Genomic DNA, 25,577 nt, shown 5'->3' with positions numbered 1-25,577 from the left:
ACTAAAATTCCTCTGCGGCTGCCAAAAAGAAAGAGGCCAAAATACAATTGTAAATTGACCTCCAAAGATAGCTGACCTTACTGACTCTGTCCTTTTACCTGAGAGATTCATCAGCAAAATGCCGATTTGCTCCTTCGGTGCTCTATTGAGGCTCTCCAGAGGTTCGTCAGATAATGGTTCTTTTGCCTGAAAGTATAACATCTTCGGCGGACTATATAGTCTCTCTCCCAATATCTTCATCCGAATCACAATATTAAATTAGTAACACATTTACAAATTTTAACACTTATTTTTATAAAAGTCAATTCATAAAATACATATATATTTTTTTATGCAAAAAAATATATATGTACAATTTAGTACAGTCATACTGTTTATCATTAATTTTATTAAGTATTTATAAGAGCTTACCATTTATTATAATTGTTAACCTGTTGCATATTTTTAAGTACTTTTACCAATTTATTGATAGCTAATAGCTTTTGCTTTTGTCTCACTATACCCACAAGCATTTTCATCTGTTATTTGTTAAGATATTGTTTTTTCATAATAAAATAAAATGGCACACCAATCAAAAGCCCCCCTAATCCAATGATAATTTTCTGCATATCAGATTGAACCAGAAGCCACACACTGACAATGACAGATATAAGCGGAATGAACGGTCCTAAAGGTAACCGCATGGAACTAATTCTGTCAGGTTGTCTATTTCTAAGTACAATAACAGCCAGACAGCTTGGCAGATATTGCGTAAAACGAGAAACAACACTTATTGCCGCCAGCTGAGTAAAAGAGCCGGAAAGTGCTATCACTATCGCCAATATAGTGGAAAATGCGATTGCCACATAAGGTGTCCCGAAACGATTGTAGCGTGAAAAAACCGGTGGCAGCATATGATCATCGGCTATTGCAATTACTGTGCGCGGTGTCAAAAATGACGATGCTATATTTATGCCGCCAATAGATATCAATGTTCCAACTGTAACCAATATTGCTCCTGCCGAACCCATAAAAGTTCCTGCTGCTGCAGCAATAGGCGTTTTTGTTGATGCCAGCGATGCTCCCAGAACCCCTATGGAAACTGTCTGTATAAACAAGTAAAATGCTGATACTATCAGCATTACCATCAATATAGCTCTTGGAAGATTTTTTTGTGGATTATCCATATCTTCAGCCGCTGTAGCAATAGATTCAAAGCCAGTAAAAGCGTAAAAAATCAGCAATGCCGCCGCACCAAATGAACCCGTTTCAACATTTTCCGGCAACGTCATTGTAAAGTTACCGCCATCAATAAATAATGCACCTATTACTATAAAGAATATCAATGGTAATAATTTCCCGACAGTAACTATATTATTTAACAGCTTGGAAAACTGTACACCTAATATATTTAATATCCCAAGGACTGCCAATAATACTACTATAATTGTTTGCATAACACAAGGTACAGCAGCTGGTGCCCACACAGCGGAAAGTGCAGTGGCAAAACCATTTGCCATTGCCGCCCATGCAATAATACTAACTGCCGCCTTCATAAAACCTACTTCAAACCCAACAAAATTACCAAAAACCGCTCTGGCGTACACATATGGTCCGCCATTTTTATTAAACAAACCACTTAATTCAGCAAAACAAAGTGCCATGCCTATTGCCAGTAGCATATCAAAAAATATTACTGCCAAAGACAGCGTACCCATAAGTTCATACACTTTATTTGGCAACAGAAATATTCCTGACCCGATTATTGCGTTAATTCCAAGCAACACAATGCTCCAAAAACCAAATTTATTCTTAGCCATAAAGGTTCACCCCTTTTGCAAGATTTTATTTTTCAGCCTTCGCTACAAGAAGCTGGAACAACGCCAGCATCTCACTGTTCTTACGATGCAGCATTTCCGGATGCCACTGTACTGCCAACACAAAATTATCATTCGTGCTTTCTATTCCTTCTATGATTCCATCCGGTGCCACAGCAGAAACGCGAAATCCAGGGGCAACCTCTCTCACTGCCATGTGATGAAAGGAATTTACAGTTGTTTTATCACCCATAATGTATGACAGTTCAGTATCCGGCACTATATGAACACTATGCGAAACGCGATTAGGAATATGCTCCTGATTATGCTTGATATATGAGCCCTCAGCTTCAGAACAATCCTGATAAAGTGTACCACCAAAAACTACATTCAATATCTGGATTCCACGGCAAATGCCCAAAATAGGCAATCTTTTTTCCATTGCCCTTTGTATTACTATCGCATCAAAGCAATCGCGCCTATCACAAACATCGCCAAGCAAAACATGCGGCTCTTCTCCGTAAAGCTGCGGATTTACATCATACCCTCCTGATAATATCAGTGCATCTATTCCGGTTAATTGCTCATCAATTACATCAGCATCTTTATTTACCGGCAAAATCACAGGCGTGCCGCCTGCCATTATTACAGCGTCAACATAATCGTCATTAACATAGGCACGCGCATATCCAGGAAACATCCCACCAGTATCGAACAAAAGATTCCCGCTTATACCTATTTTTTTTCTCATTAGTTTTCTCCTGTATAGTATTTTCTTTGCAACATGATTATTAAATAATAACCACATTTAAAAAATTTTACATTACAGGCTTACGTGTGTCAACACTTTGACCCGCCTCTATTAATAATGTTTCTAAATGTTTTCAAATATCATTTATATGTTGTCAATGCAACATTAAAAATATCTTCCATTACACGCAATCCACCATAAAACCCAGCATATCCAGTACTAAGCACCAAACGATATGTAGACGGAACTGACGCTGACAGAAAATCATATTGTTTTTCCTTTGCCAGTTCCTTATCCCATCCACTGCCGATAATAAGGCCTCTTCCTTTATGTGAAATATTACGAATGATGTTTTGTACCTGCCCAGCATCCGGTTAAAAAACAAGTGGGATTTTCTTTTTATCAGAAGTATTATTCATATCCATTCTTATACTTTGCTGAAATTCATCCGGTGTATTATCAACTATAAATTGCTCTTTTGGTACAATACCTGTTTCGTGGAGAAGAAATTTTGACAATCCAACCACGTATCCGGCGTCATGAATTACATGTACATGATTTGGCAGTCCATATCTAAATTCCAGCAGAAACGTAGCCAAATTGTCTATCTCTTCATAATATGCCCTGCTTTCATGTTTTATATAAGCTTGAGCTTTTTCGTAATCAATTCCTGTGTCATATTGTCTGGCAAATTCTAATACTCCTGCCAAGAATTTTTCTGTTTCATTGGCTCCTATCGGAATATGCGGAAACTTAAAAAATGGCTGACCATACAATTCCTGCAAATGTTCAACTATGCTTTGCCCATACCATGGTGAAATCAATATATTAAAATTTGCTCTTGGAATCTGCTGCCATTCTTTTACACCAGCAGACTCTGGGCCAAATAGCACATTGACTTTGAAACCTATATGTTCAAGCAGTTCCTTATAAGTTTTCAAATTTCCTTTCCAAAACTGATCTTGATACGGTATGGATGCAAATATATTAACTGTCTTTTTTTCACTGTGTATAGGATTTTCATTGATAAATCGTCATCCACCATTTTGTATAAGGATTAATCGTATGCTGAGAGAGATTTTTGACGAATTCATCATTTTCTATTGTTTCTATAATACGCTCACCATATCGCACCAGTCCTTCATATCCCATGCTAAAGTGTTCATCGCCTATCAAAAGAGATGGTATGCCAAATTTTGCTCCCCATAGCGTCATACCTCCATGTCTGGCTAACAATATATCCGGGCGCAAATTATACAGCATATTAACTAATTCAAACTCCTGTTTATCGCAAACATTATAATTAGACACATTTCCATAGTCACGAATCACCTGCGCTAAAGCGTCAGAGTCTTTTGTATTGCTGTCATATATTGGATCATGATGAAATATAGCCGCTCCCACAGCTTTCATGCCCAATTCACACAAAACAGCCAACAGTGCATGTCCATGTGCCGCACCAGCAGTTACATATGCTTTTTTGCCATATAATTTTTCCCGGATCTGTTTTATTTGTGGTAAATATTTTTCTTTTTTTCTGCAATCAAGTTTTCCGCTTCTTGTTCTTTTCCTAATAATTTTCCGAGTTCGCGGAACCATCTGTCAGTTTGTGCCACTCCATATGGTGGCGGCGTTTTTATCCCTACAACACCGAATTCTTGTTCTAAAGCTGCCCCCAAATATGAACCTAAAGTAGGACATGCCTGAATAGTAGCAATTGCTTCTGATGAATGTGCCAAACTTTCTACTGTAGAATATGGTGTTATATAATTTGGTATCGCGCCAAAGTCTGCAAGCCATTCAGAAAAAACGTCACTCCCCCAAAAATTTATTACATTAACTACATTTTTTTTATGATTTACTGCCGGTTTAATTAATTTACGAACTATTCCATGATATCCGGCGTCAAAACCGCTAGTCCATACTTTTGAACGAAATCCCTCGTAAAATATAGCAATAACAGGAACATTTAATTCTTTTTCTGCCTCATCTGCAACACTTTCTACATCATCACCTATAATTCCAGTAGCACAAGTAGACAATACAAATATCACATGTGCATGTGTACGTGTATACACCTCCCTTATTGCATCTGCTAATTTTTGCGTGCCACCATATACAGTTTCTTCTTCAGCTATATTTGTGGAGAAAATTTTACGTTGTGTCGGATGAGCCACACCACGTAATGGTGCGTTTACGCGATAGGTAAATGCGAATTCATGCAGACATGAAGCGCATCCAACCGGTCCATGACAGATAACTGCAGCATCCTGAATTAACGCCACCATGCAAACGGCCTTGCTTATGGAACAATCAAGGCACTGACTGAAGGAACGTTTTTTATCACATAATTTGCCATTATTAGAACAATGCACTAAATTTTGTGCATCTCCTTGAAATTCTGTTATAGAACCCAAGCGAATTTCTCTTACGGCAACTTCCGGTATATCTAAATTTATTTTTTTCATAACAAAACCCCACAATTATCCTAATAACCAACTCTAACAGTTCCATTCCTAAAAAATATTTATAATCCGACCATAAAATCATGCTGATTTACTTATGACCGTTGTGAATATTTTTTCCAAAAGACTTAACGCTCCGCGATATCCAATGTATTTCTTATTCAAAACGACTTCATATGATGCCGGAAATCCAACTTCTACTATGCTTCCTCCTACTTTTTTCGTAGTATCGCGTTCCCATGTCGTACCAAAAATAATCGGCGGACGATGTCCATAATCCAAATGTTGCAATAAATCGTTTATTTCATATCCATCCTCCAGAAAAACTACCTTTGCCGAAACATCTAAATCAAGTTTTTTATATTCAGCTGATATCATCTGACGATATTTTTCCGGTGGATTATCTGTTATAATCTGCGTTGACGGAATTAATCCCAGCTGCTTTACTAAAAATTTATTTATTGCCAAATTATATGCACTGTCACCGACTACCGCATATGAAGACGGCAATCCCCACCAATATTCAGCATAAAAATCCGTAAAATGCTCAAGATAGTAATAATATTCCTTTTCCTCAGCAGCAATAAAATCATTGGTTGATTTTATATTTACCCCAGAAAATTCAGCAGTTTGTTCAGCGCCTATCGGCAAAACAGGTATATGCAGATAAGGTTGCTTATATTTAGTTTCCAAATACTGCGCTATTGATAATCCCAGCCAAGGTGAAACCACAAGATTGAATTGTGCTTCAGGTATGCGTTTCCATTCCTCCGCTCCACCTGAGTTATTGCCAAACAGTATATTAACTTCGAAGCCTGCTCCTTCAAGAATTCGTTTCAATTCATCAAGATCTCCGCGCCAAAATGTATTTTGAAATGGCAACTCTGACCATACATTAATTAGTCCGTTCCGACGTTTAATATTTGGCTTGGCATATCTATCAACAAATTGGTCAATTATAGCCTTTACTACTATTTCATGACCGATAAAATCATTGCCCTTAAACCACCCGTTTCAGCATTGACCGGTACACCTTGTTTTTGAAATTCTTCCACGACAGCCCCTGTGTCATCACCGACCAACTCACCGATACAACCATTTAAAACTACAAACAAATCGGCTTTTAGAATTTTCAGAGTAGCTTCTATCAACTCAGTTAATCTTTTTGTCCCACCAAAAACAACATCATTTTCCTGAAAGGTTAGTGCTCGGAATAACTGCTCCTCCTGAATAGCCTCCACCTTGAAAACCATTATAAAATCCCAGACTCATATATTGCTTATCAACGCAGCCCGGTCCGCAGTGCGCAATTGGTATTGCTCCCGGTATCGCCACTACTGAGTACAGTGCGCCTAATGCGCATCCGTATCTGACCTGATTTATAGAACCCGCCCGCGTGTTATTGTATGTATCCATATTGCTACCTCTCTATCTGCAAATTCTTATATAGTTTATCGTGCTAAAACATATGCATCTTTTTGTTTAAGCCACCAGTCTGTGTATGAAAGCTTAACATGTGCCTTAATACTTTCATGGAATTTTTTACGTGCTAAGATATCCAATATCGTTTCTCCAAGGTTGATTATTCCTTGTACCCATAGCAATATGTTCATCACCAAGCGGAGCCGCAGGTATCCCCAAGCGTGATGCTAACGGAGCCAATCCATTATGTCTGATAAGCATGAAATCAGGATGGACTTTTTGCAAAAAAGCATACAATTGATACTGCTGACGATTGCTTATATGAAAATTTTCCACATTGCCATAATTTTTTAGTAAATGACCTAATGAATCTTCCCGTTCATCACCGCTGTCATAGACTGGATCATGGTGAAAAACAAGTGAACCATTAACATTTATTCCCAGTTCACGCAACACCTGAATAAGTCCGTGAGAATATGCTGAACCAGTCGCTACATATCCGTTTATTCCTTTTAGTTTTTCTTTCAGTTCAGCAATATGCGACTTGACTCTTTCATGTTCCTTTTTAATATATTTTTCTGCCAATTCCTCACGATGTGTAACTTTGGCAAGTTCTCTTAGCCATGCATCTGTACCAGCAAATCCTTATGGCATTGGTGCTTTTACTTCAGGAGCACCAAAATGTTGTTCCAATGCTGCTGCTAAATAAGAGGATAGCGTATAACAAAAACCAACTGTTGCCGCCGCTTCCGACATACGGGCTAAATCATCAACTGACGCCAAATCAATAACATAATTAACTTTGAGATTCAAATTAGCAAGCATTGGTGTAAAAACATCTGACCCCCACAAATTAATTACATTAACCAGATCTTCTTGTTTCTCAGGATTTCTTTTTACAATTTGACGCAATATTCCATGCTGTGTTGCATCAAAACCAGTGCTCCAATGCTTTGATCTGAAACCCTCGCAAGCCATTGGTATAACTGGTATTCCTATTTCTTCTTGTTTTTCTCTTGCAATACTCTCTACATCTTCGCCAATAATCCCCGTAGCACATGAGGTAGCAATAAATATAGCTTTAGGTTCGTAACGTTTCCAAGCTGCATCAATAGCATTGCGTAATTTATCAAGTGCTCCAAACACTACGTCCTCTTCACCCAAGTTTGTGTTAATTATACGTATATTTTCTACGCGGTACCCACGCATAGCCAACCCATTTCTATAAATTGAATTATATGGTACCTGTCCCGACCCGCAACCAATTGGTGCATGCTGAATCAACACCGCATCTCTGACATTACCTGCCTGACACTCGACCATCTGCTCACTGCACACCGATCCTTGTAAAAACGGCCCCTGTAATTCACACAAGCGACAGTTATTGCCGTCTCCACAGCCTGCCCTTCCGACAAAATCTGACTGTTTATGTAATTCAGCTACATCTCCGTCCCAGGCTATAATCGTGCCCAATCGTTGTTCGCGCGGTTGTACTTCAGACATATCGAGATTTATTTTCTTTTTCATTTTCTGCCCCTTATGATTAGGTGCCACCAATAGATTCCATATTTAAACCGACAATAATTATATTGCTGGTATTACGGCACCTTTATATTTATTATTTATAAAATCTTTCGTTGCATCAGACCGCAGTTCTTCTACAAGTGCTTTTACAGCAGGATCATTTTCATGGCCCTTCTGCACGGCAATTATATTAGCATATGGAGAATCGCCTTTTTCTTTGAACAAGCTTGTCGTTGGATCTATACCTGCTTCCAATATTTTATTTGTGTTAGTTATATAAACATCAAAGTCACTTGCCATATTGATTATTTGTGCAGAATCTATTTCCTTGATTGTAACTGGTTTTACATATTGTTCTATATCGCTGAGACTTGCTCTAAGGGAGGTAAGGTTGTTTTTTAATTTTATAAATCCAGCTTGTTCAAGAATTTTCAGAGCTCTATACTCATTAGTTGCATCATTAGGTATAACGATTGATGCATTGTCAGGAATTTCATCTAATTTCTTATATTTCGTAGAGTAAGCAGCTATGGGTTCAACATGTATATTACCAGCATTGACAATATGTCCATTGTTTTTTTCATTCCATTCCTTCAAGAACGGTTCATGTTCAAAATAGGCAGCATCTACCTCACCGCTTTCCACACGTGAATTCCATGTTCCATCAGATGCCGCAGAAACTATATTTAAATCAATCCCTTTTTCTGCCAATTTAGGCTTTACAAATTCTAATAATTCCGTATGCGGCACCAAATCAGACAATACCGTTAATTTTATTGTTTGTTTGTCTGATGATTGACTACCAGATGAAACTTGCGACGAATCTCCATTTGCGCATCCTGATGTTAGCATTCCTATAAATAATCCCAATAATACAAATATTAATGTCTTTCTCATTTTATTTCCCCCGTTTTAAAGCATATGCCGTTTTTTTAATATTAATCTTGACAATATATCCCCTATTAACTGCACAATTTGCACTATTACTACCAAAGACAAAACAGTGGCAATCAATACATCATGCTGGAACCTGTTAAATCCATACCGGACAGCAATATCGCCCAAACCGCCGGCACCAAAGCTGCCGGCTAAAGCGGTCATAGAAATTATTGCAATCATAGCTACCGTAAAAGATCTGATCAATGCTGGCATTGATTTCGGCAGCATAACAGTAAAAATTATTTTCCAAACATTACTTCCCATTGCCTCAGCAGCTTCAATTTTACCCTTTGCCAATTCCGCAAGGCTGCTTTGCACTAACCTTGCGTACATTGGAACGCAGCTTGCTACTAACGCTATTATGCATGCATTTGGTCCGTAAGATTTGCCTATTATTATTCTGGCTATCGGCAGCATTAAAATTATCATTATCATTTCCGGCAGTGAACGCAATCCATTGATAATCGTACTCAAAAAACGATATAATATCGGTACTGGAAATAAACCGTCATCAGCTGTAACTGATAAAAACAATCCTATGCTTATGCCAATAATAAATGTAAAAACCGCTGCAAAAAATATCATATACAATGTATCCCCAATAGCTGGAAAAACTATTTTCCAAACGTCTGGTCCAAATGCACTAACCAATACTTCCCACAAAGAATGTGTTCGTAAACTCATATTCCTTCGCCTTCCATAAATAAAGCCTGTTTTTTAAACTGCTGATTGACCTTCATAAACATTTGCAGTGTTTGACTTGACGGAGTGCGAAAAACATCACAAGTTTTACCATGTTCAGCTATTTTCCCACCTTCAAGCACAGCCATTTGATTACATATATATTGAATCACTGACAATTCATGCGTTATAAGAATAATTGTTAATCCCAATTTTTTATTTATTTCCTGCAATAATTCCAAAATAGAAAAAGTAGTTTGCGGATCCAAAGCACTCGTTGCTTCATCGCTAAGCAGGACTTTAGGTTCGTTGGCCAAAGCTCTTGCTATGCCAACTCGCTGCTTTTCGCCACCAGAAAGCTGCCCAGGATAAGCCTTGGCGCGATGCTCTAATTTTACCAGTTTAAGCAAATCAGTTACTCTATCGTTGACTGCATTATTTTTAAGTTTTGCTACCTGTAAGGGATAAGCGATATTTTCTGATACAGTCTTACTGTCAAATAAATTAAACGATTGAAATATCATACCAATACTGCGACGTTCTGCTTTTAATTGGTCCAAAGAAAGTGCTGTTATTTCTTTGCCGTCAATAATCACTGTTCCACTGTCAGGTTCTTCAAGTCGATTCAAGCATCGTATCAACGTCGATTTTCCGGCTCCGCTGAATCCGACAATTCCAAAAATATCGCCTTTATTTATATTTAAATCAATATTATTTAGCACTCTAAATGATGATTGTCCGGTATTAAAGCTTTTTTCTAAATTATGAATTTCGATAAATGCCAACCTCATCATCACCTATCCATATATTTTTTTTGCTGAAATAGCGATCACCGCGGTCAGGAAAAATAACCACTATATTTCCTTTTTCTATTTTATCAGCCAGTTTTACAGCTGCTGACAGCGCGGCCCCAGATGATGTTCCGTCAAAGATACCTTCTTGTCTGGCCAACAAACTTACTTGCTCCAAAGCCTCCTGATCAGATATTTTTATAACCTTAATTCAATTTTCCTGTCGACATTGCGGCTGTTGCAAATGATGCCGCCCAAACGGACTCCGCTTTTTTGTGCATAACGCTGTATGCCTCTGGAAATGTTATTTGCTGCATACAATGACATCATTTCACCGCTTGCTACAATATATATTTCCTTTGCCTTACCTTCTCTTATCGGCATTGCAAAACCACCGCAAACAACATCGCCGAGCACGTCATAAAATACATAGTCAAGATCATCCGTATAGGCTCCCATACGTTCGAGCAAACCTATCGAGGTTATAATACCGCGGCCTGCGCATCCTACTCCGGGTTCTGGTCCACCTGATTCCACACATCGTATACCCTTAAATTTTATTTTCAGTATGTTGTTAATATCCTGAATTTTCCCCTTTTATCTTAATGTATCCAAAACAGTCTTTTGTGCCAAACCACCTAACAACAGTCTTGTAGAATCGGCCTTTGGATCACACCCCACCACCATTACATGTTTTCCTTGTTCAGCCAGCCCAGCTGTCAGATTCTGTGTAGTGGTTGATTTTCCTATACCGCCTTTGCCATATATTGCAATCTGACGAATTTTTTTGTCTCTCATAAAACTTATGCTCCTTTTATTTAAATTATCCATGTGAAAAAGTTTCTTTTACTTGAAGCCCACCCATGTAAACCTCTCTGCTGAAATTATTCTTTCCTGGAATTCCTACTGCATCAGCACGACAGTGCTGGCAATGCCTGAACACATCAATATGTTTGCCGGCCTCTTTTCTCACACTCTCTATATCTTCACAGGATGGTATTTCCATTTCATTTAATTTATACTGCGGTATCAGCGGGATTATATTGTAAATAGATGCGCCGCAATCAGCTACTGCCTTTGCTATGTTTTTAATATGGAATCTATTGATTTCTTTTACCAGTACGGTATTTACCTTGATAGTTATTCCTGCTTCAGCTGCCGCTTTAATACCTGCCAATTGATTTTTAATGAGTATCTTTGCTCCGTCGCGGCCAATTATTTTTTCCCCATGATATATTATTCCGTCATTCAATAATGCTTCAATATCAGGATCAATCGCATTCACAGTAACTGTAAGTGTATCTATGCCCACACGGACGATATCATTTATTTTTTCCTTAAGCAATAATCCATTAGTGCTCATGCATTTCAAAAAATTAGGAAATTTACTGCCAATAAGTTCAAAGGTTTTTATAGCATTATCACTGGCCAATGTATCACCCGGTCCGGCTATGCCTATAACTGTAATGTCCGGACAAAACTTCAAAGCTAGTTCCACATAAGTGCAAGCTTCCTCCGGTGTAATAACTTTAGCCGCAACACCTGGTCTGTTTTCGTAATCATTGATACTCCGTTCACAGAACCGGCAAAATATATTGCATCCGGGGCACACCGGCAAATGCATTCGGCCCCGATTGTGTTCGGCGCCAAAACAAGGATGCATATTTTTTATGGTATCTATATGTTTCATAACCCGCTCCCCCCTATTAGTGTGCATTGATATCATTTTGGTACAGCATGCTGCAGACGCTTAACCCGTTTCTCATACAAAACAATATTATCAATAGCCGTATCTATAATCGCGTCTGTTTCCAGCGGCACAATATGATATTTGCCAAGTACAGCAGCTGCCCCCGAACCAATAGCTTCACATAATATATATTTACAGTCGGACAACTGTTGTGCTGCTTCTTTTATAATCTGCATATCGTGTACACCATGATTACACGGTGATTTTACATTTCTCGTTTCCAAAAAATGATGTTTGCCAGTATCAGTGACTTCTATAATTAAAAATGCATCAGCATGGCCGAAATGCCTGTCAATCTGCTTTCTGTCAGAAGATGCTGCCGCTATTTTATAACTCATACCAACACCCCTTTCGATTTACTTTGCTGTGACAAATACGTTTTTAATATAATGAATTAATATGGCGAATCTCATCCCATGACGATATTTCTATGGCATTGCGTTTATGAGTACGAATCAAGCCTTTTTCTTGAAATCTGCCTAAAATCTCTGTAACTGTCTGTCGACAGGCTCCTATCATATTGGCCATTTCCTGATGTGTTATTCGATAATCAATGTAGCACTTGTTCCCGGCTTCAAATTTATTTTCTGCAAGATGACAGAGCAGGCTAGCCACTTTAGCTTCTGTACTTGTTGCCAGCAATTCTTCAAGCCGATACTCATAATTTCTGACATATGAGCATAAAATTCTGATTAGTTTTATTGAAATACCAGTGTTTTCTTCAATCAGTTTAATAAAACTTTCCCGTGACATTTGCCAGATAACACAATTTTCCATAGCTTTAGCAAAAATATCACAATTTTCACCATGCAAAACAGCTGTCAAGCCTATTATTTCTCCGCCTCCATAGATAGAAACAATAACTTCTTTGCCGGCAGCTGTGTTATGATAATATTTGATATGACCGCTTTGAATATAGTAAATATACTCTGCCGGGCTGTCTTCATTAAAAATTATTTTATGAGCTGGTAATGATTTAATACAAGAAGTCGCTTTTAATAATTCCAACTCTTCTGACGTCCATTTTATTGCTTGCATCAATTACCACTCCTTAAAAAAATAGCCGCAATATTTCCTAAGAAATATGCGGCTTGCAGTTTACTGCTCAGCATTAATCATATTCATACCAAAATATAAACCAAGTTAAAATCATACTAGTTTATCCTTCAGCAACAAACATTCATCTATCAATTTCAAAATTTTAATTCAAAGTCAAAAATTCTGCTGTTCAGCTTGTTTTAATCCAATAATATCATAAATTGGATGCGTCTTCAGCAAGCCTTACCATTAAGTAGCGCCATTGCCGGATTAACAGCTACCGAATAAACAAAAAGAGGATATTCAGGCATTATTGCCTGAACATCCTCGTCTGCAGTATTCTGCTCAACGCAGTATATATTTCGATATTGGAATTTAGTATAATGTATATTTAGTTTTATGTAAGTCGGATAGCCGACAATTATATATTTTATTTAGAATATCATTCGCCTTTATACAATTAAAAAATTTTTAAGTAATTCAGTCAAAACATTCATTCAGCAATCGGTGTGATGATAATTCCACCGCCCAATAATATATTTCCATCATAAAAAACAACAGACTGTCCTGGTGTAACAGCACGCTGAGGTTCATCAAAAACTACCTTTGCAGTATTGCTATCAATCATCGTCACAGTAACCGTACTTATATTTTTGCCGTATCTCACTTGAGCAGAAGTCCGCAAAGGAAATATTGGGCTGTCAACAGGTATCCAATTTAAATTTTTAGCAATAAGTCCCTTCGAATAGACATCTTTGCTATCACTGCTTACAACTACCTGATTTTTTTCAGAATCAAGACGCACTACATATAACGGATTTTCCGCTGCAATTCCCAAGCCTTTTCTCTGCCCAATTGTATATAAAGGCAACCCTTTATGTTCACCAAGCTTTTCACCTTTTATATCAACTATATCGCCATTTTTAAAGGCTCCTGTTGTATTTTTTTTCAGATAAGCTTTATAGTCATCATTAGGTATAAAACATATTTCCTGACTTTCCGGCTTATTCGCGACTGGCAAGTTATATTTTTTTGCCATTTCTCTTATTTCAGGTTTAGTATAGCTGCTAAGCGGAAACATTATATACTGCAAAACATCTTGTGATAAATGATACATGACATAAGACTGATCCTTATGCGAATCACTGGCACGTCTTATTAGATAACGTCCAGCTTCATTCTGCTCAATGGTCACATAATGACCGGTTGCCATATAGTCTGCACCTTTTTTTAAACACTCTTGCAGCAGACAACCGAACTTTATATAATGATTGCACCTTACGCATGGATTTGGTGTGTGCGCCGATAAATACTCATTTATAAAATAGTCACTGACTTCTTTTTTAAATGTTGTTTTAAAATCCATAACATAATGTTCAATATTAAGCAACTTGCAGACTTCCCTTGCATCATGCACTGAGCTTAACTGATCACATGTATCTTCTTTACTAAATCCACGCCCTTCATCACTCAAAACCATTGTTACGCCAAATACATCATAACCTTTATCAAGCAAAATAGCTGCTGTCGTTGAACTATCCACACCGCCGCTCATTGCAACAGCCACTGTTTTTTTTTGAATCACTTTCTTCCACCTCTCATAAATGTATTTGCAAATAACAAAACTGCTGCACTGAAATGTAAGGTTAACATCAATGCAGCAGTTATTCTAATCAATGATCATATGGCATCAAAAGCCTGACTCAAATCCCAGATTATATCATCAATGTGTTCCGTACCAATTGACAGACGAACCGTCGACGGTGTTATACCGCTTTGCTGCAGTTCTTCCACACTCATCTGCGAATGAGTGGTGCTGGCAGGATGGATAACCAATGATTTTACATCAGCAACATTAGCCAGCAAAGAAAAAATTTTCAAATGGTCAATAAACTTACGAGCTTGCTGTTCCCCACCTTTTATTTCAAAAGTGAATATTGAAATTCCTCCATTAGGAAAATATTTTTTATAAAGTTCGTGGTCTTTATGGTTTTGTAACGATGGATGATTTACTTTATCAACTTTAGGATGTTTACTAAGAAAATCGACCACTTTCAAAGAATTTTCCACATGTCGTTCCACGCGCAATGACAAGGTTTCAGTCCCTTGCAAAAGCAAAAATGCATTAAACGGTGAAATGCATGCACCTGTATCACGCAACAGTAGTGCTCTTGCATATACCGCAAAAGCTGCCGCTCCTACATCTTTGGCAAAACTTATACCATGATAACTTATATTAGGTTCTACAAGATGAGGGAATTTACCCGATGCGATCCAATCAAATTTACCGCTGTCAACAAGTACTCCACCCAAAGTTGTCCCATGCCCGCCAATAAATTTTGTTGCTGAATGAACAACAATATCAGCACCGTAATCAAATGGTTTAACCTGGTAAGGTGTAGCAAAAGTATTATCAACAACCAATGGGATCTTATGTTTATGTGCTACAGCCGCTATTTTTTCAATATCAATAATATCAGCATTAGGATTGCCAACAGTTTCAATGAAGATAAGCCTGGTATTTTCGCGCACAGCTGCATCAAAGGCAGCTGTACCATCATCAGGATTTACAAAAGTAGTTGTTATTCCTCTGTCTGGTAAAGTATGTTCCAAAAGGTTATATGTCCCACCATAGATAGTCGTTGCTGCAACTATATGCTCTCCAGCATGCGCCAAAGCATGAAACGCATATGTTATGGCAGCTGCACCGGAAGCCGTTGCCAATGCCGCTACACCGCCTTCAAGTGCCGCAATACGCCGTTCAAAAATATCCTGGGTCGTATTGGTAAGACGTCCATATATATTTCCCGCATCTTTAAGGCCAAATCTGTCACTAGCCTGCTGGCTGTCCTTGAAAACGTATGATGTTGTCTGGTAAATCGGTACTGCACGTGAATCTGTCGCCGGATCGGCTTTTTCCTGCCCTACATGCAGCTGCAAAGTCTCAAATTTGTATTCATGTTCACTCATATCTTATTACCCCTTTTCCCTATTTCATTAAATGTGAAAGAAAAAAGGCCAAAGCATACCATTGTACGCTTCGACCTTTAGTTTTCTAATTAGTCAAACACATTTATTATCTATTGATTATACCATCTATTTTAGGCTTGTCAATAAAATATCAATAGTATAATTCAATAAAAATCTGTCTGTTCAGTAATAAAAACATAAAATGAAGCAACACCTTGTCACCTACTATGATTTCTGTCAATTCATATTGCATAAAATAAGATAACCGATATCTGTTATTCTTTTTATGCTAATTATAACATAAATTAACAAAAATCCAATCGTTTCTTTTTTCATATTCTTACTGACAGCACATTTGCCTGAAATATTGGTGAAAATCGTTTACAGCAGTTAATTCCGGATGAAATGAGGTCACCAGCATATTGTCCTGTCTTGCCGCTACTATATTTTCTCCAACCTCAGCTAATATTTTTACAGTTTTGCCAATATCTTGTATATATGGTGCACGAATAAATACCAATGGTAATTTCCCGGACGTAATCACAGGTATCCGCTGTGTTGTAATAAAACTATCCAGCTGCCCGCCATAGGCATTACGCCGGACACTTATATCCATTACATTCAAATATGTCTTTTCCTGTCCATAGATTTTTTTTGCCAATAAGATCATCCCGGCACATGTTCCCCATACCGGCAATCCATTTTTAATTAATTTTGCCAAGGGTTCAGTCAAAGCAAAATCATCCAGCAGTTTACCTATCGCAGTTGACTCACCACCAGGTATTATTAATCCGTCTATTTGCTGCAATTCATTGATTGTCCGCACTTTTTTCCCTATTGTCCCAATCTGCTCCAATTTATCCAAATGTTCTGCTACGGCTCCTTGCAGCGCCAATACCCCAATGGTTTTCATTTTACCAGCCCCGATTGGCCAAATGATTTTCTGCCGGAATATCTTCAATATTGATACCGACCATAGCCGGCCCTAAATCTTCAGAAATCTTGGCTAACTTTACTGCGTCATCATAATAAGTAACAGCTTCCACAATGGCCTTAGCTCTTTTGGCCGGATTACCGGATTTAAAAATCCCCGAACCAACAAATATACCATCCACTCCCAATTGCATCATGAGTGCCGCATCTGCCGGAGTAGCAATACCACCGGCAGCAAAATTTACCACTGGCAGTTTTCCGTTATCATGCACATATTTAATTAGATCAAACGGTGCTCCAAATTCCTTGGCAATATGCATAAGTTCCATTTGTGAAGCCGTTTGTACACGACGCATATCATTTGTCATCGTGCGCATATGTCTTACAGCCTCGATAACGTCTCCTGTACCTGCTTCGCCTTTAGTCCTTATCATTGAAGCTCCTTCTCCAATGCGCCGCAGGGCTTCACCTAAATTTCTTGCTCCACAGACGAACGGTATCTTAAAGGTTGCTTTATCAATGTGATTTTCATCATCAGCCGGAGTGAGAACCTCCGATTCATCAATATAGTCAATTCCTATAGCTTCCAAAATCTGTGCTTCAACGAAGTGTCCAATCCTTACTTTAGCCATAACCGGTATGGAAACTGCTGTTTTTATTTCACGAATCATTTTTGGGTCTGACATCCGGGCGACTCCGCCCTCCCGGCGAATGTCCGCCGGAACCCGTTCTAAAGCCATTACTGCCACGGCGCCCGCATTCTCAGCAATTTTTGCCTGCTCGACGTTAGTCACATCCATTATCACCCCGCCCTTAAGCATTTGAGCTAAATTCTTGTTTAATTGATATCTTTCTTCCATATCGTTGTCTCCTTTATTGACAAATTATTAAAATCTATTAAAATTACAAGTGTACTGATACAATATAGTACATTTTTTAATAAATTTTCTTATTTTAGCAAAATGGTGGAGAATATACAATATGAATAGCAATTTTGTATCGATACAATTATCTAAAAAAAATAAAAAACCTTTATATATACAGTTATATGATGAACTTTTGCAAATGATCCGTTCCGGATATTTTGCTCCCGGTTACAAATTACCCCCTGTACGCAAACTAGCTGCTTATTTGTCCATCAATACCGGTACTGTTGTAAATGCTTACAAGGAACTTGAGAAAAACGGGTTCATTTTTTCTACAGTCGGCAGCGGCAATTACGTTTCCGAACAGCCAGTGACTGCTCACTCGGCCCTTTCCTATGAATTTGACACTTCCAATATATATCTTACCGACATAACTGATAAGGACAGTACCGTCGGTACTATCAATATGAGCAGCATTGCCCTTAATCCTGATATTGTATCTGTTGAAGAACTGAAAAAAATCCTTATAAAAATATTGGACCGCGATCAAGGACGTGCTTTTAGTTACCAAGAAAGTCAGGGTTTTATTCCATTGCGTGAATCTATAACTACCTATTTAAGAAAAAACCATATTAAAACAAATGTTAATAATATCCAAATTATTTCTGGTGCACAACAGGGCATTGATATTGTTGCCCGTACATTGCTTAACCACGGCGACTATGTATTTACGGAATCTCCCACTTATCCCGGTGCCATTGCCTCTTTTCTTGCCAACGGAGCAAAAATAGTAGACATTCCTCTGGAAAAAGACGGTATTGATTTGGATATATTGGAAAACAAACTAAAACAATTTCATCCAAAACTTATCTATATAATGCCCGTACTGCAAAATCCGACCGGTTGTTCTTATAGTATTGAAAAAAGAAATATGTTAATAAAGCTTGCTGATTATTATAACATTTTCATTTTAGAAGATGATTATATAAGTGAGCTATCCTATCGTAAAAATCCTTTGTTCCCGCTAAAATCATTGGATCGCACCGACAGGATAATCTATATTAAAAGTTTTTCTAAAATTTTCATGCCAGGGTTGCGTTTAGCTTTTTTAAACATGCCCGAAGGTTTGTCCCAAAAACTACTGGAAGCCAAATATATCGCTGATATTTCTACATCAGGCTTCACACAGCGTATCTTTGATCTATATCTGCGGGAAGGATTATGGCAGAAACATATCGACGATATCCGCCGAATCTATAATATCCAATTTGACTTTGCCCGTAACACTGTCCAACAGTGTCTGCCGCCATCTGTAAAATGGGATAATCCACAAGGCGGCCTTTCTTTTTGGCTAAAGCTGCCTGAGTATATAACAGCAGCTAAACTGTGTCAGTTAGCTAAATTTAACAAACTGCTGATAACTGATGGTTCTAATTTTTATCCACGCCATACCGACCAGCAACATGTCAGGATAAGCTTTGCAACACTTTCCCTGCAACAAATCGGCACCGGTCTGCATATACTGGGTAAACTGCTGTATACTGCCAAAAAATAATTTCCCCTAACATTTCAATATATGTTTATATTTTTCATTATGTTAGTATGTTATATTGCAAAAAATGCTAAATGATTAAGCATTAAACACCATTTATTTCTCAATAAAAAGTGCTAGAATAATTAAAAATTAATATTATTCATAATCAAACCGTTATATTATTTTATTTATTCTTATACTATATTTGATCACTTAGAGAGGAATGGCAGTCAAATGGAAAACATACACACCGATGACGGATTAAAAAGAGAAATCGGGCTTGGTACTGCTACGCTTTTTGTAATTGGCAGTACAATGGGATCAGGAATATTTTTAGCTCCACAAAATCTGGCTAAAGCATCTTCTCCCGATATTTCAATAATCGCCTGGATTATAACTGCATTGGGAGCTATCATGATTGCTTTGAGTTTTGCTGACATGGCTAATAAAATTCCCAGAACAGGTGGCTGTGTGGAATATACTCATGCCGCTTTTGGAGATCTTGCTGCTTTCTTTGTTGCATGGTTTTATTGGATTGCCCAGACAACCGGCGGAGCTACACTCATCATTGCTTGTTTAAGATATATGAGTAAAATTTTTCCCATACTCAGTACCAATAATTTGCTGGCATTTTTAGTTGGCAGTGGTATGTTTTGCTGCTTATCTTACATAAATATAAAAGGAATAAGACAAGGTATGCTGGTATCTAATATAACAACCATATGCAAATTGCTGCCATTATTATTATTTGTGATCCTTGCAGCATGTTATTTTGATCCGGCCAGTTTTCATACGGTTTCGCAAATGTCTATTGAAAAAAATGGTTCAAATTCGTTTATCTCATTATCGGCTGCAATTGCTATTACTATGTGGTCATTCACTGGCATAGAAAGTGCCACAACGGCCGGCGGTGAAATTAAAAATCCACGCAAAAACATTAAATGGGCAACCATATTAGGAACATTGGGGTTAGTTATAATTTATTTATTAATCAGTACTTTATCAACCGGCATATTATCCCAGGATCAGCTTGCGCAATCTCAGGCCCCCATTGCCGATATGCTGGACAAAATGACCGGTGGCATGTGGGGTGGAATGTTTATTGCAATTGCTGTAATCATCTCCACCCTTGGTTGCGCCAATGGTGGAATAATAGTTGCTTCCCGCTCCGCCTTCTCCGCAGCAAAAAACAACCTATTTCCTCCAATATTTTTCAAACTGGACAAAAAACATAATACGCCTGCCGCCTCTATTATAATCAGCAGTTTTCTTTCTATAGCACTTATTTCTATGAATTATTTCAAAGGTCTCAACGCCGCTTATGAATTTGTTATGCTGCTGGCAACAATGGCCGCCTTACCACCATATATATTTGTTGCTGCTGCTGATATTTTGATTGCACGGCAACAAGGTAATAAAATCACCATCCTTAATTTCATTAAAAATGGATTTGTTCCTCTTTTGGCTTTATTATATTCCATATATGCAGTATACTGTACCGGAGCTGAAGCTGTTATGTGGGGATTTTTACTTATGCTCAGCGGTATTCCTTTTTACCTGTTTGTAAAACTGCGGACTGCCGCTAAAAATTCAACAAATAATACATCAAAAAAATAATTACAGGGAAGCATGTATAATGATAAAACCCCAAAGACTAACAGGGGGAAATACAATAGGTATAGTATCCCCGGCAAGTAGTATTGCTAAAAATGAGATTAAACGTATGTCAGAAACATTAAAAAAGAAAGGTTATAAAATCAAAATTGGGCAACATGCTTATGAACAAAAATCATATCTAGCCGGACCAGACGAGCACAGGGTTGCCGATATCAATGATTTTTTTATGGACGATACTGTTGATGCCATATTTTGCAGTCGTGGTGGTTATGGAGCCACACGAATTTTAGATAAATTAGACTATACGGCAATAAAAAATAATCCTAAAATATTTATCGGATTCAGTGATATCACCTCTATTCATCTTGCCATTCAAAAAAAATGCGGTCTTATTACCTTTCACGGTCCCATGTCCAATCAGCTGTGCTCAAGCTATGCTGACTATAATATGGAGTACTTGACTAAAGCGCTCTGCTCAAGTGAACCAATTGGTCAGATAAATACCGCAAACGATATGCCGCCACTGCAAACATTATCCTCCGGTACCGCCAGTGGTAAAATTATCGGTGGTAATTTGTCTTTGATAACCGCTTTATTGGCTACTCCTTACGAAATTGAAACCAAAAATGCTATATTATTTCTTGAAGATGTAAGTGAGTCTCCTTATAGGATTGATAGAATGCTGACACAACTTTTAAGTTCGGGTAAGCTTCAGGAAGTGCGTGGTATTATCCTTGGTGAATGGATTAATTGTACAGCGAAAGAAATGGGAGATTTTACTGTACAAGATATAATAACGGATAGGTTATTACCACTCAATATTCCTATCCTTACGGGACTTCCTATAGGCCATGGCCGATATAACATTACTATCCCGGAAGGGACAAAAGTCTATATGGATGCTGGTAAAAAAATCTTTTGTATCCAGGAAAGCGCTCTTTCATAAATTTCACTTTATTTTCAGGAAAATGTCACATTACTGTCATACATTTACAATATGACAATGCTATAATTTAATCATTGAACATCAGATAATTAAATTATAGCCATCATCACCAATTTATTGCTGATTATAACACCCCTTACTTATTTAATCAGCGGTAAATTGTGATTTTACATAAAAACGGACCTCACAATAAGGTCCGTTTTATTATTATAATCGAAACTATTGATATTATCGATGAATACGGTAATAATATATAAAAAATAAACGGAATAATTATTCCAATATCCACTTATTCCATATCTCATTAAATTAGAAATTATATAATGACTGCGATACTGAAAAATCTGCCATTCTAACCTCTTCAGAATAAGTTTATTGTTGACAAAAAAAAAGTATTCAGTTAGTATAATGTTTAATATTATAAATATATTAAACACGGTTGATCATAAAAAATGAAGGCTGGGCTGTAAAGTACATTATTGATGACATTTTGATGCCATCTATAGTGCATACCTTATGACCCGGTCTTTTATTTTAAAGAATTTTTCTGTATTGTTTATTATTAAAGAAAGCAGGTCAAATATTTTATGGATACTAAAAAAATTACGGAAAAAATAACAAGTCAATTCCAATGGTTTCACGCACATCCTGAACTGTCTTATGAGGAATTCGATACGACAGCGCATATCAGACAAAATCTGCAGGCAGAAGGAATCAATATTATTAATCTGCCACTGCAGACAGGATTAGTTGCAGAAGTGGGTACCGGTCAACCGCCAATTGTGGCAATCCGCTGCGATATCGATGCTCTGCCTGTTCAGGAAGAGACAGATTTGTCGTATAAATCACAAATAGACGGGAAAATGCATGCCTGCGGCCATGATTTCCACACAGCCTCCATATTGGGTGCAGCATATATATTAAAGCAACATGAAAAAGAACTAAAAGGAACTGTACGCATTATATTCCAGCCGGGTGAAGAAGCTCCGGGAGGAGCACTGAAGATTTTAGAAACAGGTGTATTGGAAGATGTACAAGTCATTTTTGGACTGCACAGCTCTTCACTGTTTCCAGTGGGAGTTGCCGCTGTCAGGGAGGGGGCCGTTACAGCTGCGGTGGATCGCTTCGAAATTATCTTCAATGGCAAGGGGACTCATGCAGCACATCCACAGAAAGGCGTTGACCCCATTGTGGCAGCTTCTGCTTTTGTAACAGCAGTCCAGTCTGTGATAAGTCGCAACGCGGATCCATTCGCAGCTGACCTCATCAGTATCACTCATTTTCAGGGCGGTAATACATGGAATGTCATACCAGAAAAAGCTTGCTTAGAGGGTACTACACGCACTTTAAAAGCAAAGGATCGCAGTATGGTCCGGCAAAGGATTTATGATTTGTCAGACCATATTGCCAAGGCATTTGGAGCAACAGCACAAATCAGATGGTACGATGGTCCGCCGGCAACGGACAATGACAAAAAATGGACAAAATTTGCTGAAAAAATAGCACAGCAAAACGGATTAACTGTTGAACCATCACCGAATTCATTGGGTGGTGAAGACTTTGCATTTTATCAGGAAAAAATAAAAGGAGCCTTTATCCAAATCGGAACAGGTTTATCTTATCCAAACCATAATCCTCATTTCCAGATTGATCCAGCAGCGCTTTTTCCTGCTGCCAACTATATGGCCCAGTTGGCAGTTCATGCACTCGAACAGATAAAAAAATAAAAACCTGAGGTTGTTAATATGATCAAATTTGTCGATATAAGTAAAATTTTTACTGTGAAAAAACAGAGGATAGATGCACTTCAACATGTATCGCCGGAAGTTCGCAGCCTATCCTTCCAACGAATTTAAACAATATATAAATCAATAATGACCTGTGGTTTATACCGCAAGAATAACAAGAAATTTAAGTAAAATAGATCGGCATTTTTTTACAAACTTTCACAACAGCAGTCTTACAAGTGCCCATCGATATATATTCAAACATGTTGTGAATAATCTAATTGTGAATATCACAGCACAAATTCTTATTGATCTATAAATTTAAAATTATTTTACTGCTGATATTAAGATTCACATTACTAATTACGATATAGTTAATGGAGTTTTAAACATGATGTAAGAATACATGACAATATTTATATTGCCAATCCGCAATGACTGCGGTACTCCTTATATATCAATATTTGTTGATATAATTTACAACCCATTTTTTAAAAATGGGAATAAATTGTAAAAGGAGGTTAATATAATGAGCAGTATTAATGCACTTAGTGATTTATCTTCAATTTTGGCAGCTCATACTCAGCCAACGACAGGAGTATCATCAGCAAAAAGTTCAACCGATACAATGTCCACTAAATCATCTGATGGGGCATCATCTCCATCAGGCGGCAGCTCTAAAGGAGATAACACTGTCACGACCACCACAGAAACACTATCCGATGGTTCCTTGTTAATTGTCGTCACACAAGGAAAAAAGATCATTTCAGAAACAAAAGTTCCCCCGCCAAGTTCAAATGATTCCAACGGAAATTCCAACACCAGCTTATCATCGATCAATCAGCTGGACAAATTTAATGATTCATCTACAAGTAATGCCACAGCAGTTGGTTCACTTTTCAGTTCAGATATCTGAGTTTAATTAATATCAATTTTTTATTTGCTGCATGGTAATTAACCAGTCATGACCTCCAGTAAACTGGAGGCTTGTTCTAGCCCTGGAAGGGCATATTACTAACATAAGCTCCTCAAGGGGCGTCCGAAAGGTCTAACCAACGTTTTTCTTTTTCGGGCGACCCCTATTTGCCTTTTACTTCTTGCTTCCCATAAACGGGTCTAGAAATTCCCTTAAACTTATCTGATCTGTTATTTGATCTTGTTGTAACTGATTTCTAATGTAATTCTCTATCTGCTTCTTATTTCTTCCTACTGTATCTACAAAATATCCTCTTGACCAAAAGGTTCTGCTTCCATACTTATATTTTAAATTTGCGTGCCTATCAAATATCATCAAACTGCTTTTCCCTTTTAAATATCCCATAAAACTTGAAACACTATACTTTGGGGGAATACTCAACAATAAATGTATATGATCTGGACAAGCTTCTGCTTCTATAATTTCAACACCTTTATCCTCACACAGTTTTCTTAATATCCATCCTATATCTTTTTTCAATTCTCCATAAATTTCCATTCGACGATATTTTGGTGAAAATACTATATGATATTGACATCTCCACTTTGTATGTTCTAAACTTTGTGTATCTTTATCTTTTATGATAAAGTCCTCCCTGTTATTTTTATGCGATTAGCTAGACCTGCATTTATTATAACAGGGACTTTTTTTTCGACTAAAATCAAAACCTTCAATTCCGCCGGCTGAGCCGGTGGATTATTTTGAACAGTTATTTACTATAAAATACCTCGAGTCCCGGTATATATAATATATACCGGGACTCGAGGTATTTTATTATCCTTTAATAATTTTATGTCCAAAAAATTTTGATAACATTTTTTATGTTATCAAAAACAACAATGTATTCACAA

23 protein-coding genes, 3 pseudogenes and 1 riboswitch are annotated in these 25,577 nt (G+C 37.6%); of the genes and pseudogenes, 5 read left to right on the top strand and 21 right to left on the bottom strand.

Annotation, left to right across the window (positions count from 1 at the left end; translation table 11 throughout):
• Positions 1–76: 76 nt before the first annotated feature.
• Positions 77–169: riboswitch (glycine riboswitch) on the bottom strand.
• Between the two features lie 352 nt (positions 170–521).
• The 20 genes and pseudogenes from F8M42_RS02660 to pdxS form a co-directional block, all read right to left on the bottom strand.
• The gene (locus tag F8M42_RS02660; protein ID WP_182187845.1) at positions 522–1,799 is read right to left on the bottom strand and encodes an APC family permease; all 1,278 of its coding nucleotides are present in this window, start codon (positions 1,797–1,799) and stop codon (positions 522–524) included.
• 25 nt (positions 1,800–1,824) lie between these two features.
• Entirely contained in the window at positions 1,825–2,547 is a 723-nt protein-coding gene (locus tag F8M42_RS02655; RefSeq protein ID WP_182187844.1) for a gamma-glutamyl-gamma-aminobutyrate hydrolase family protein, read from the bottom strand.
• Between the two features lie 374 nt (positions 2,548–2,921).
• Positions 2,922–3,521, bottom strand: coding sequence for a nitrogenase component 1 (locus F8M42_RS02650; RefSeq protein WP_229711519.1), 600 nt, complete (start codon positions 3,519–3,521; stop codon positions 2,922–2,924).
• Between the two features lie 46 nt (positions 3,522–3,567).
• Positions 3,568–4,835, bottom strand: a pseudogene (locus F8M42_RS13820) (nitrogenase component 1).
• Between the two features lie 258 nt (positions 4,836–5,093).
• Positions 5,094–5,969 carry a nitrogenase component 1 gene (locus F8M42_RS02640; RefSeq protein WP_268233961.1) on the bottom strand — a complete coding sequence of 292 codons (876 nt, stop codon included), beginning with the start codon at positions 5,967–5,969 and terminating at the stop codon, positions 5,094–5,096.
• 14 nt (positions 5,970–5,983) lie between these two features.
• Complete coding sequence (locus tag F8M42_RS13815; RefSeq protein ID WP_268233953.1) at positions 5,984–6,163, bottom strand: hypothetical protein; 180 nt, start codon at positions 6,161–6,163, stop codon at positions 5,984–5,986.
• Positions 6,164–6,197: 34 nt separating this feature from the next.
• The gene (locus tag F8M42_RS13585; protein ID WP_196595099.1) at positions 6,198–6,428 is read right to left on the bottom strand and encodes a hypothetical protein; all 231 of its coding nucleotides are present in this window, start codon (positions 6,426–6,428) and stop codon (positions 6,198–6,200) included.
• A gap of 126 nt (positions 6,429–6,554) precedes the next feature.
• Positions 6,555–7,757: pseudogene (locus F8M42_RS02635) on the bottom strand (nitrogenase component 1).
• A gap of 261 nt (positions 7,758–8,018) precedes the next feature.
• The gene (locus F8M42_RS02630; RefSeq protein WP_182187843.1) at positions 8,019–8,855 is read right to left on the bottom strand and encodes a MetQ/NlpA family ABC transporter substrate-binding protein; all 837 of its coding nucleotides are present in this window, start codon (positions 8,853–8,855) and stop codon (positions 8,019–8,021) included.
• Between the two features lie 15 nt (positions 8,856–8,870).
• Positions 8,871–9,581 carry a methionine ABC transporter permease gene (locus F8M42_RS02625; protein ID WP_182187842.1) on the bottom strand — a complete coding sequence of 237 codons (711 nt, stop codon included), beginning with the start codon at positions 9,579–9,581 and terminating at the stop codon, positions 8,871–8,873.
• A complete protein-coding gene (locus F8M42_RS02620) occupies positions 9,578–10,363 on the bottom strand; it encodes a methionine ABC transporter ATP-binding protein (protein WP_229711411.1) in 786 nt (261 codons plus the stop codon). Before F8M42_RS02620 ends, F8M42_RS02625 begins: the two co-directional genes overlap by 4 nt.
• Complete coding sequence (locus F8M42_RS02615) at positions 10,341–10,547, bottom strand: hypothetical protein (RefSeq protein ID WP_229711409.1); 207 nt, start codon at positions 10,545–10,547, stop codon at positions 10,341–10,343. The genes F8M42_RS02620 and F8M42_RS02615 overlap by 23 nt, the downstream gene beginning before the upstream one ends.
• Positions 10,548–10,576: 29 nt before the next feature.
• A pseudogene (locus tag F8M42_RS02610) lies at positions 10,577–11,152 on the bottom strand (AAA family ATPase); the annotation flags it as partial.
• 40 nt (positions 11,153–11,192) lie between these two features.
• A complete protein-coding gene (locus tag F8M42_RS02605) occupies positions 11,193–12,059 on the bottom strand; it encodes a radical SAM protein (protein ID WP_182187841.1) in 867 nt (288 codons plus the stop codon).
• A 32-nt stretch (positions 12,060–12,091) separates the two neighbouring features.
• Positions 12,092–12,457, bottom strand: coding sequence for a NifB/NifX family molybdenum-iron cluster-binding protein (locus tag F8M42_RS02600; protein ID WP_182187840.1), 366 nt, complete (start codon positions 12,455–12,457; stop codon positions 12,092–12,094).
• Positions 12,458–12,500: 43 nt separating this feature from the next.
• Complete coding sequence (locus tag F8M42_RS02595) at positions 12,501–13,157, bottom strand: Crp/Fnr family transcriptional regulator (RefSeq protein ID WP_182187839.1); 657 nt, start codon at positions 13,155–13,157, stop codon at positions 12,501–12,503.
• A 493-nt stretch (positions 13,158–13,650) separates the two neighbouring features.
• On the bottom strand, positions 13,651–14,742 hold the full coding sequence (gene mnmA / locus F8M42_RS02590; protein WP_326832815.1) for a tRNA 2-thiouridine(34) synthase MnmA: 1,092 nt from the start codon (positions 14,740–14,742) through the stop codon (positions 13,651–13,653).
• 95 nt (positions 14,743–14,837) lie between these two features.
• Positions 14,838–16,127: an O-acetylhomoserine aminocarboxypropyltransferase/cysteine synthase family protein gene (locus F8M42_RS02585; RefSeq protein WP_182187838.1), complete on the bottom strand. Its 1,290-nt coding sequence runs from the start codon at positions 16,125–16,127 to the stop codon at positions 14,838–14,840.
• Positions 16,128–16,467: 340 nt separating this feature from the next.
• Positions 16,468–17,040, bottom strand: coding sequence for a pyridoxal 5'-phosphate synthase glutaminase subunit PdxT (gene pdxT / locus F8M42_RS02580; RefSeq protein ID WP_182187837.1), 573 nt, complete (start codon positions 17,038–17,040; stop codon positions 16,468–16,470).
• A 1-nt stretch (position 17,041) separates the two neighbouring features.
• Complete coding sequence (gene pdxS, locus F8M42_RS02575; protein WP_182187836.1) at positions 17,042–17,920, bottom strand: pyridoxal 5'-phosphate synthase lyase subunit PdxS; 879 nt, start codon at positions 17,918–17,920, stop codon at positions 17,042–17,044.
• 121 nt (positions 17,921–18,041) lie between these two features.
• Between pdxS and pdxR the strand changes: the two genes are divergently transcribed.
• From pdxR to F8M42_RS02550, 5 genes are all read left to right on the top strand, one after another.
• Complete coding sequence (pdxR, locus tag F8M42_RS02570) at positions 18,042–19,481, top strand: MocR-like pyridoxine biosynthesis transcription factor PdxR (protein WP_182187835.1); 1,440 nt, start codon at positions 18,042–18,044, stop codon at positions 19,479–19,481.
• Positions 19,482–19,694: 213 nt separating this feature from the next.
• The gene (locus tag F8M42_RS02565) at positions 19,695–21,077 is read left to right on the top strand and encodes an APC family permease (protein WP_182187834.1); all 1,383 of its coding nucleotides are present in this window, start codon (positions 19,695–19,697) and stop codon (positions 21,075–21,077) included.
• A 19-nt stretch (positions 21,078–21,096) separates the two neighbouring features.
• A complete protein-coding gene (locus F8M42_RS02560; RefSeq protein WP_182187833.1) occupies positions 21,097–22,023 on the top strand; it encodes a S66 peptidase family protein in 927 nt (308 codons plus the stop codon).
• Positions 22,024–22,610: 587 nt separating this feature from the next.
• A complete protein-coding gene (locus F8M42_RS02555) occupies positions 22,611–23,750 on the top strand; it encodes an amidohydrolase (RefSeq protein ID WP_182187832.1) in 1,140 nt (379 codons plus the stop codon).
• A gap of 529 nt (positions 23,751–24,279) precedes the next feature.
• On the top strand, positions 24,280–24,666 hold the full coding sequence (locus F8M42_RS02550; protein WP_182187831.1) for a hypothetical protein: 387 nt from the start codon (positions 24,280–24,282) through the stop codon (positions 24,664–24,666).
• Positions 24,667–24,840: 174 nt separating this feature from the next.
• On the opposite strand, the gene tnpA is transcribed toward F8M42_RS02550, so the two are convergent.
• Complete coding sequence (gene tnpA, locus F8M42_RS02545) at positions 24,841–25,311, bottom strand: IS200/IS605 family transposase (RefSeq protein WP_407672867.1); 471 nt, start codon at positions 25,309–25,311, stop codon at positions 24,841–24,843.
• Positions 25,312–25,577: the final 266 nt, after the last annotated feature.

It is taken from the genome of Pectinatus frisingensis (assembly GCF_014076555.1).
Classification (GTDB): domain Bacteria; phylum Bacillota; class Negativicutes; order Selenomonadales; family Selenomonadaceae; genus Pectinatus; species Pectinatus frisingensis.
This window is presented reverse-complemented; position numbering and strand designations above follow the sequence as displayed.

Bases quoted from the DNA above. Each gene is read 5' to 3' on its own strand.
- F8M42_RS02660 (WP_182187845.1), bottom strand. From the start codon at position 1,799: ATGGCTAAGAATAAATTTGGTTTTTGGAGCATTGTGTTGCTTGGAATT.
- F8M42_RS02655 (WP_182187844.1), bottom strand. From the start codon at position 2,547: ATGAGAAAAAAAATAGGTATAAGCGGGAATCTTTTGTTCGATACTGGT.
- F8M42_RS13585 (WP_196595099.1), bottom strand. From the start codon at position 6,428: ATGGATACATACAATAACACGCGGGCGGGTTCTATAAATCAGGTCAGA.
- F8M42_RS02630 (WP_182187843.1), bottom strand. From the start codon at position 8,855: ATGAGAAAGACATTAATATTTGTATTATTGGGATTATTTATAGGAATG.
- F8M42_RS02625 (WP_182187842.1), bottom strand. From the start codon at position 9,581: ATGAGTTTACGAACACATTCTTTGTGGGAAGTATTGGTTAGTGCATTT.
- F8M42_RS02605 (WP_182187841.1), bottom strand. From the start codon at position 12,059: ATGAAACATATAGATACCATAAAAAATATGCATCCTTGTTTTGGCGCC.
- F8M42_RS02600 (WP_182187840.1), bottom strand. From the start codon at position 12,457: ATGAGTTATAAAATAGCGGCAGCATCTTCTGACAGAAAGCAGATTGAC.
- F8M42_RS02595 (WP_182187839.1), bottom strand. From the start codon at position 13,157: ATGCAAGCAATAAAATGGACGTCAGAAGAGTTGGAATTATTAAAAGCG.
- F8M42_RS02585 (WP_182187838.1), bottom strand. From the start codon at position 16,127: ATGAGTGAACATGAATACAAATTTGAGACTTTGCAGCTGCATGTAGGG.
- pdxT (WP_182187837.1), bottom strand. From the start codon at position 17,040: ATGAAAACCATTGGGGTATTGGCGCTGCAAGGAGCCGTAGCAGAACAT.
- pdxS (WP_182187836.1), bottom strand. From the start codon at position 17,920: ATGGAAGAAAGATATCAATTAAACAAGAATTTAGCTCAAATGCTTAAG.
- pdxR (WP_182187835.1), top strand. From the start codon at position 18,042: ATGAATAGCAATTTTGTATCGATACAATTATCTAAAAAAAATAAAAAA.
- F8M42_RS02565 (WP_182187834.1), top strand. From the start codon at position 19,695: ATGGAAAACATACACACCGATGACGGATTAAAAAGAGAAATCGGGCTT.
- F8M42_RS02560 (WP_182187833.1), top strand. From the start codon at position 21,097: ATGATAAAACCCCAAAGACTAACAGGGGGAAATACAATAGGTATAGTA.
- F8M42_RS02555 (WP_182187832.1), top strand. From the start codon at position 22,611: ATGGATACTAAAAAAATTACGGAAAAAATAACAAGTCAATTCCAATGG.
- F8M42_RS02550 (WP_182187831.1), top strand. From the start codon at position 24,280: ATGAGCAGTATTAATGCACTTAGTGATTTATCTTCAATTTTGGCAGCT.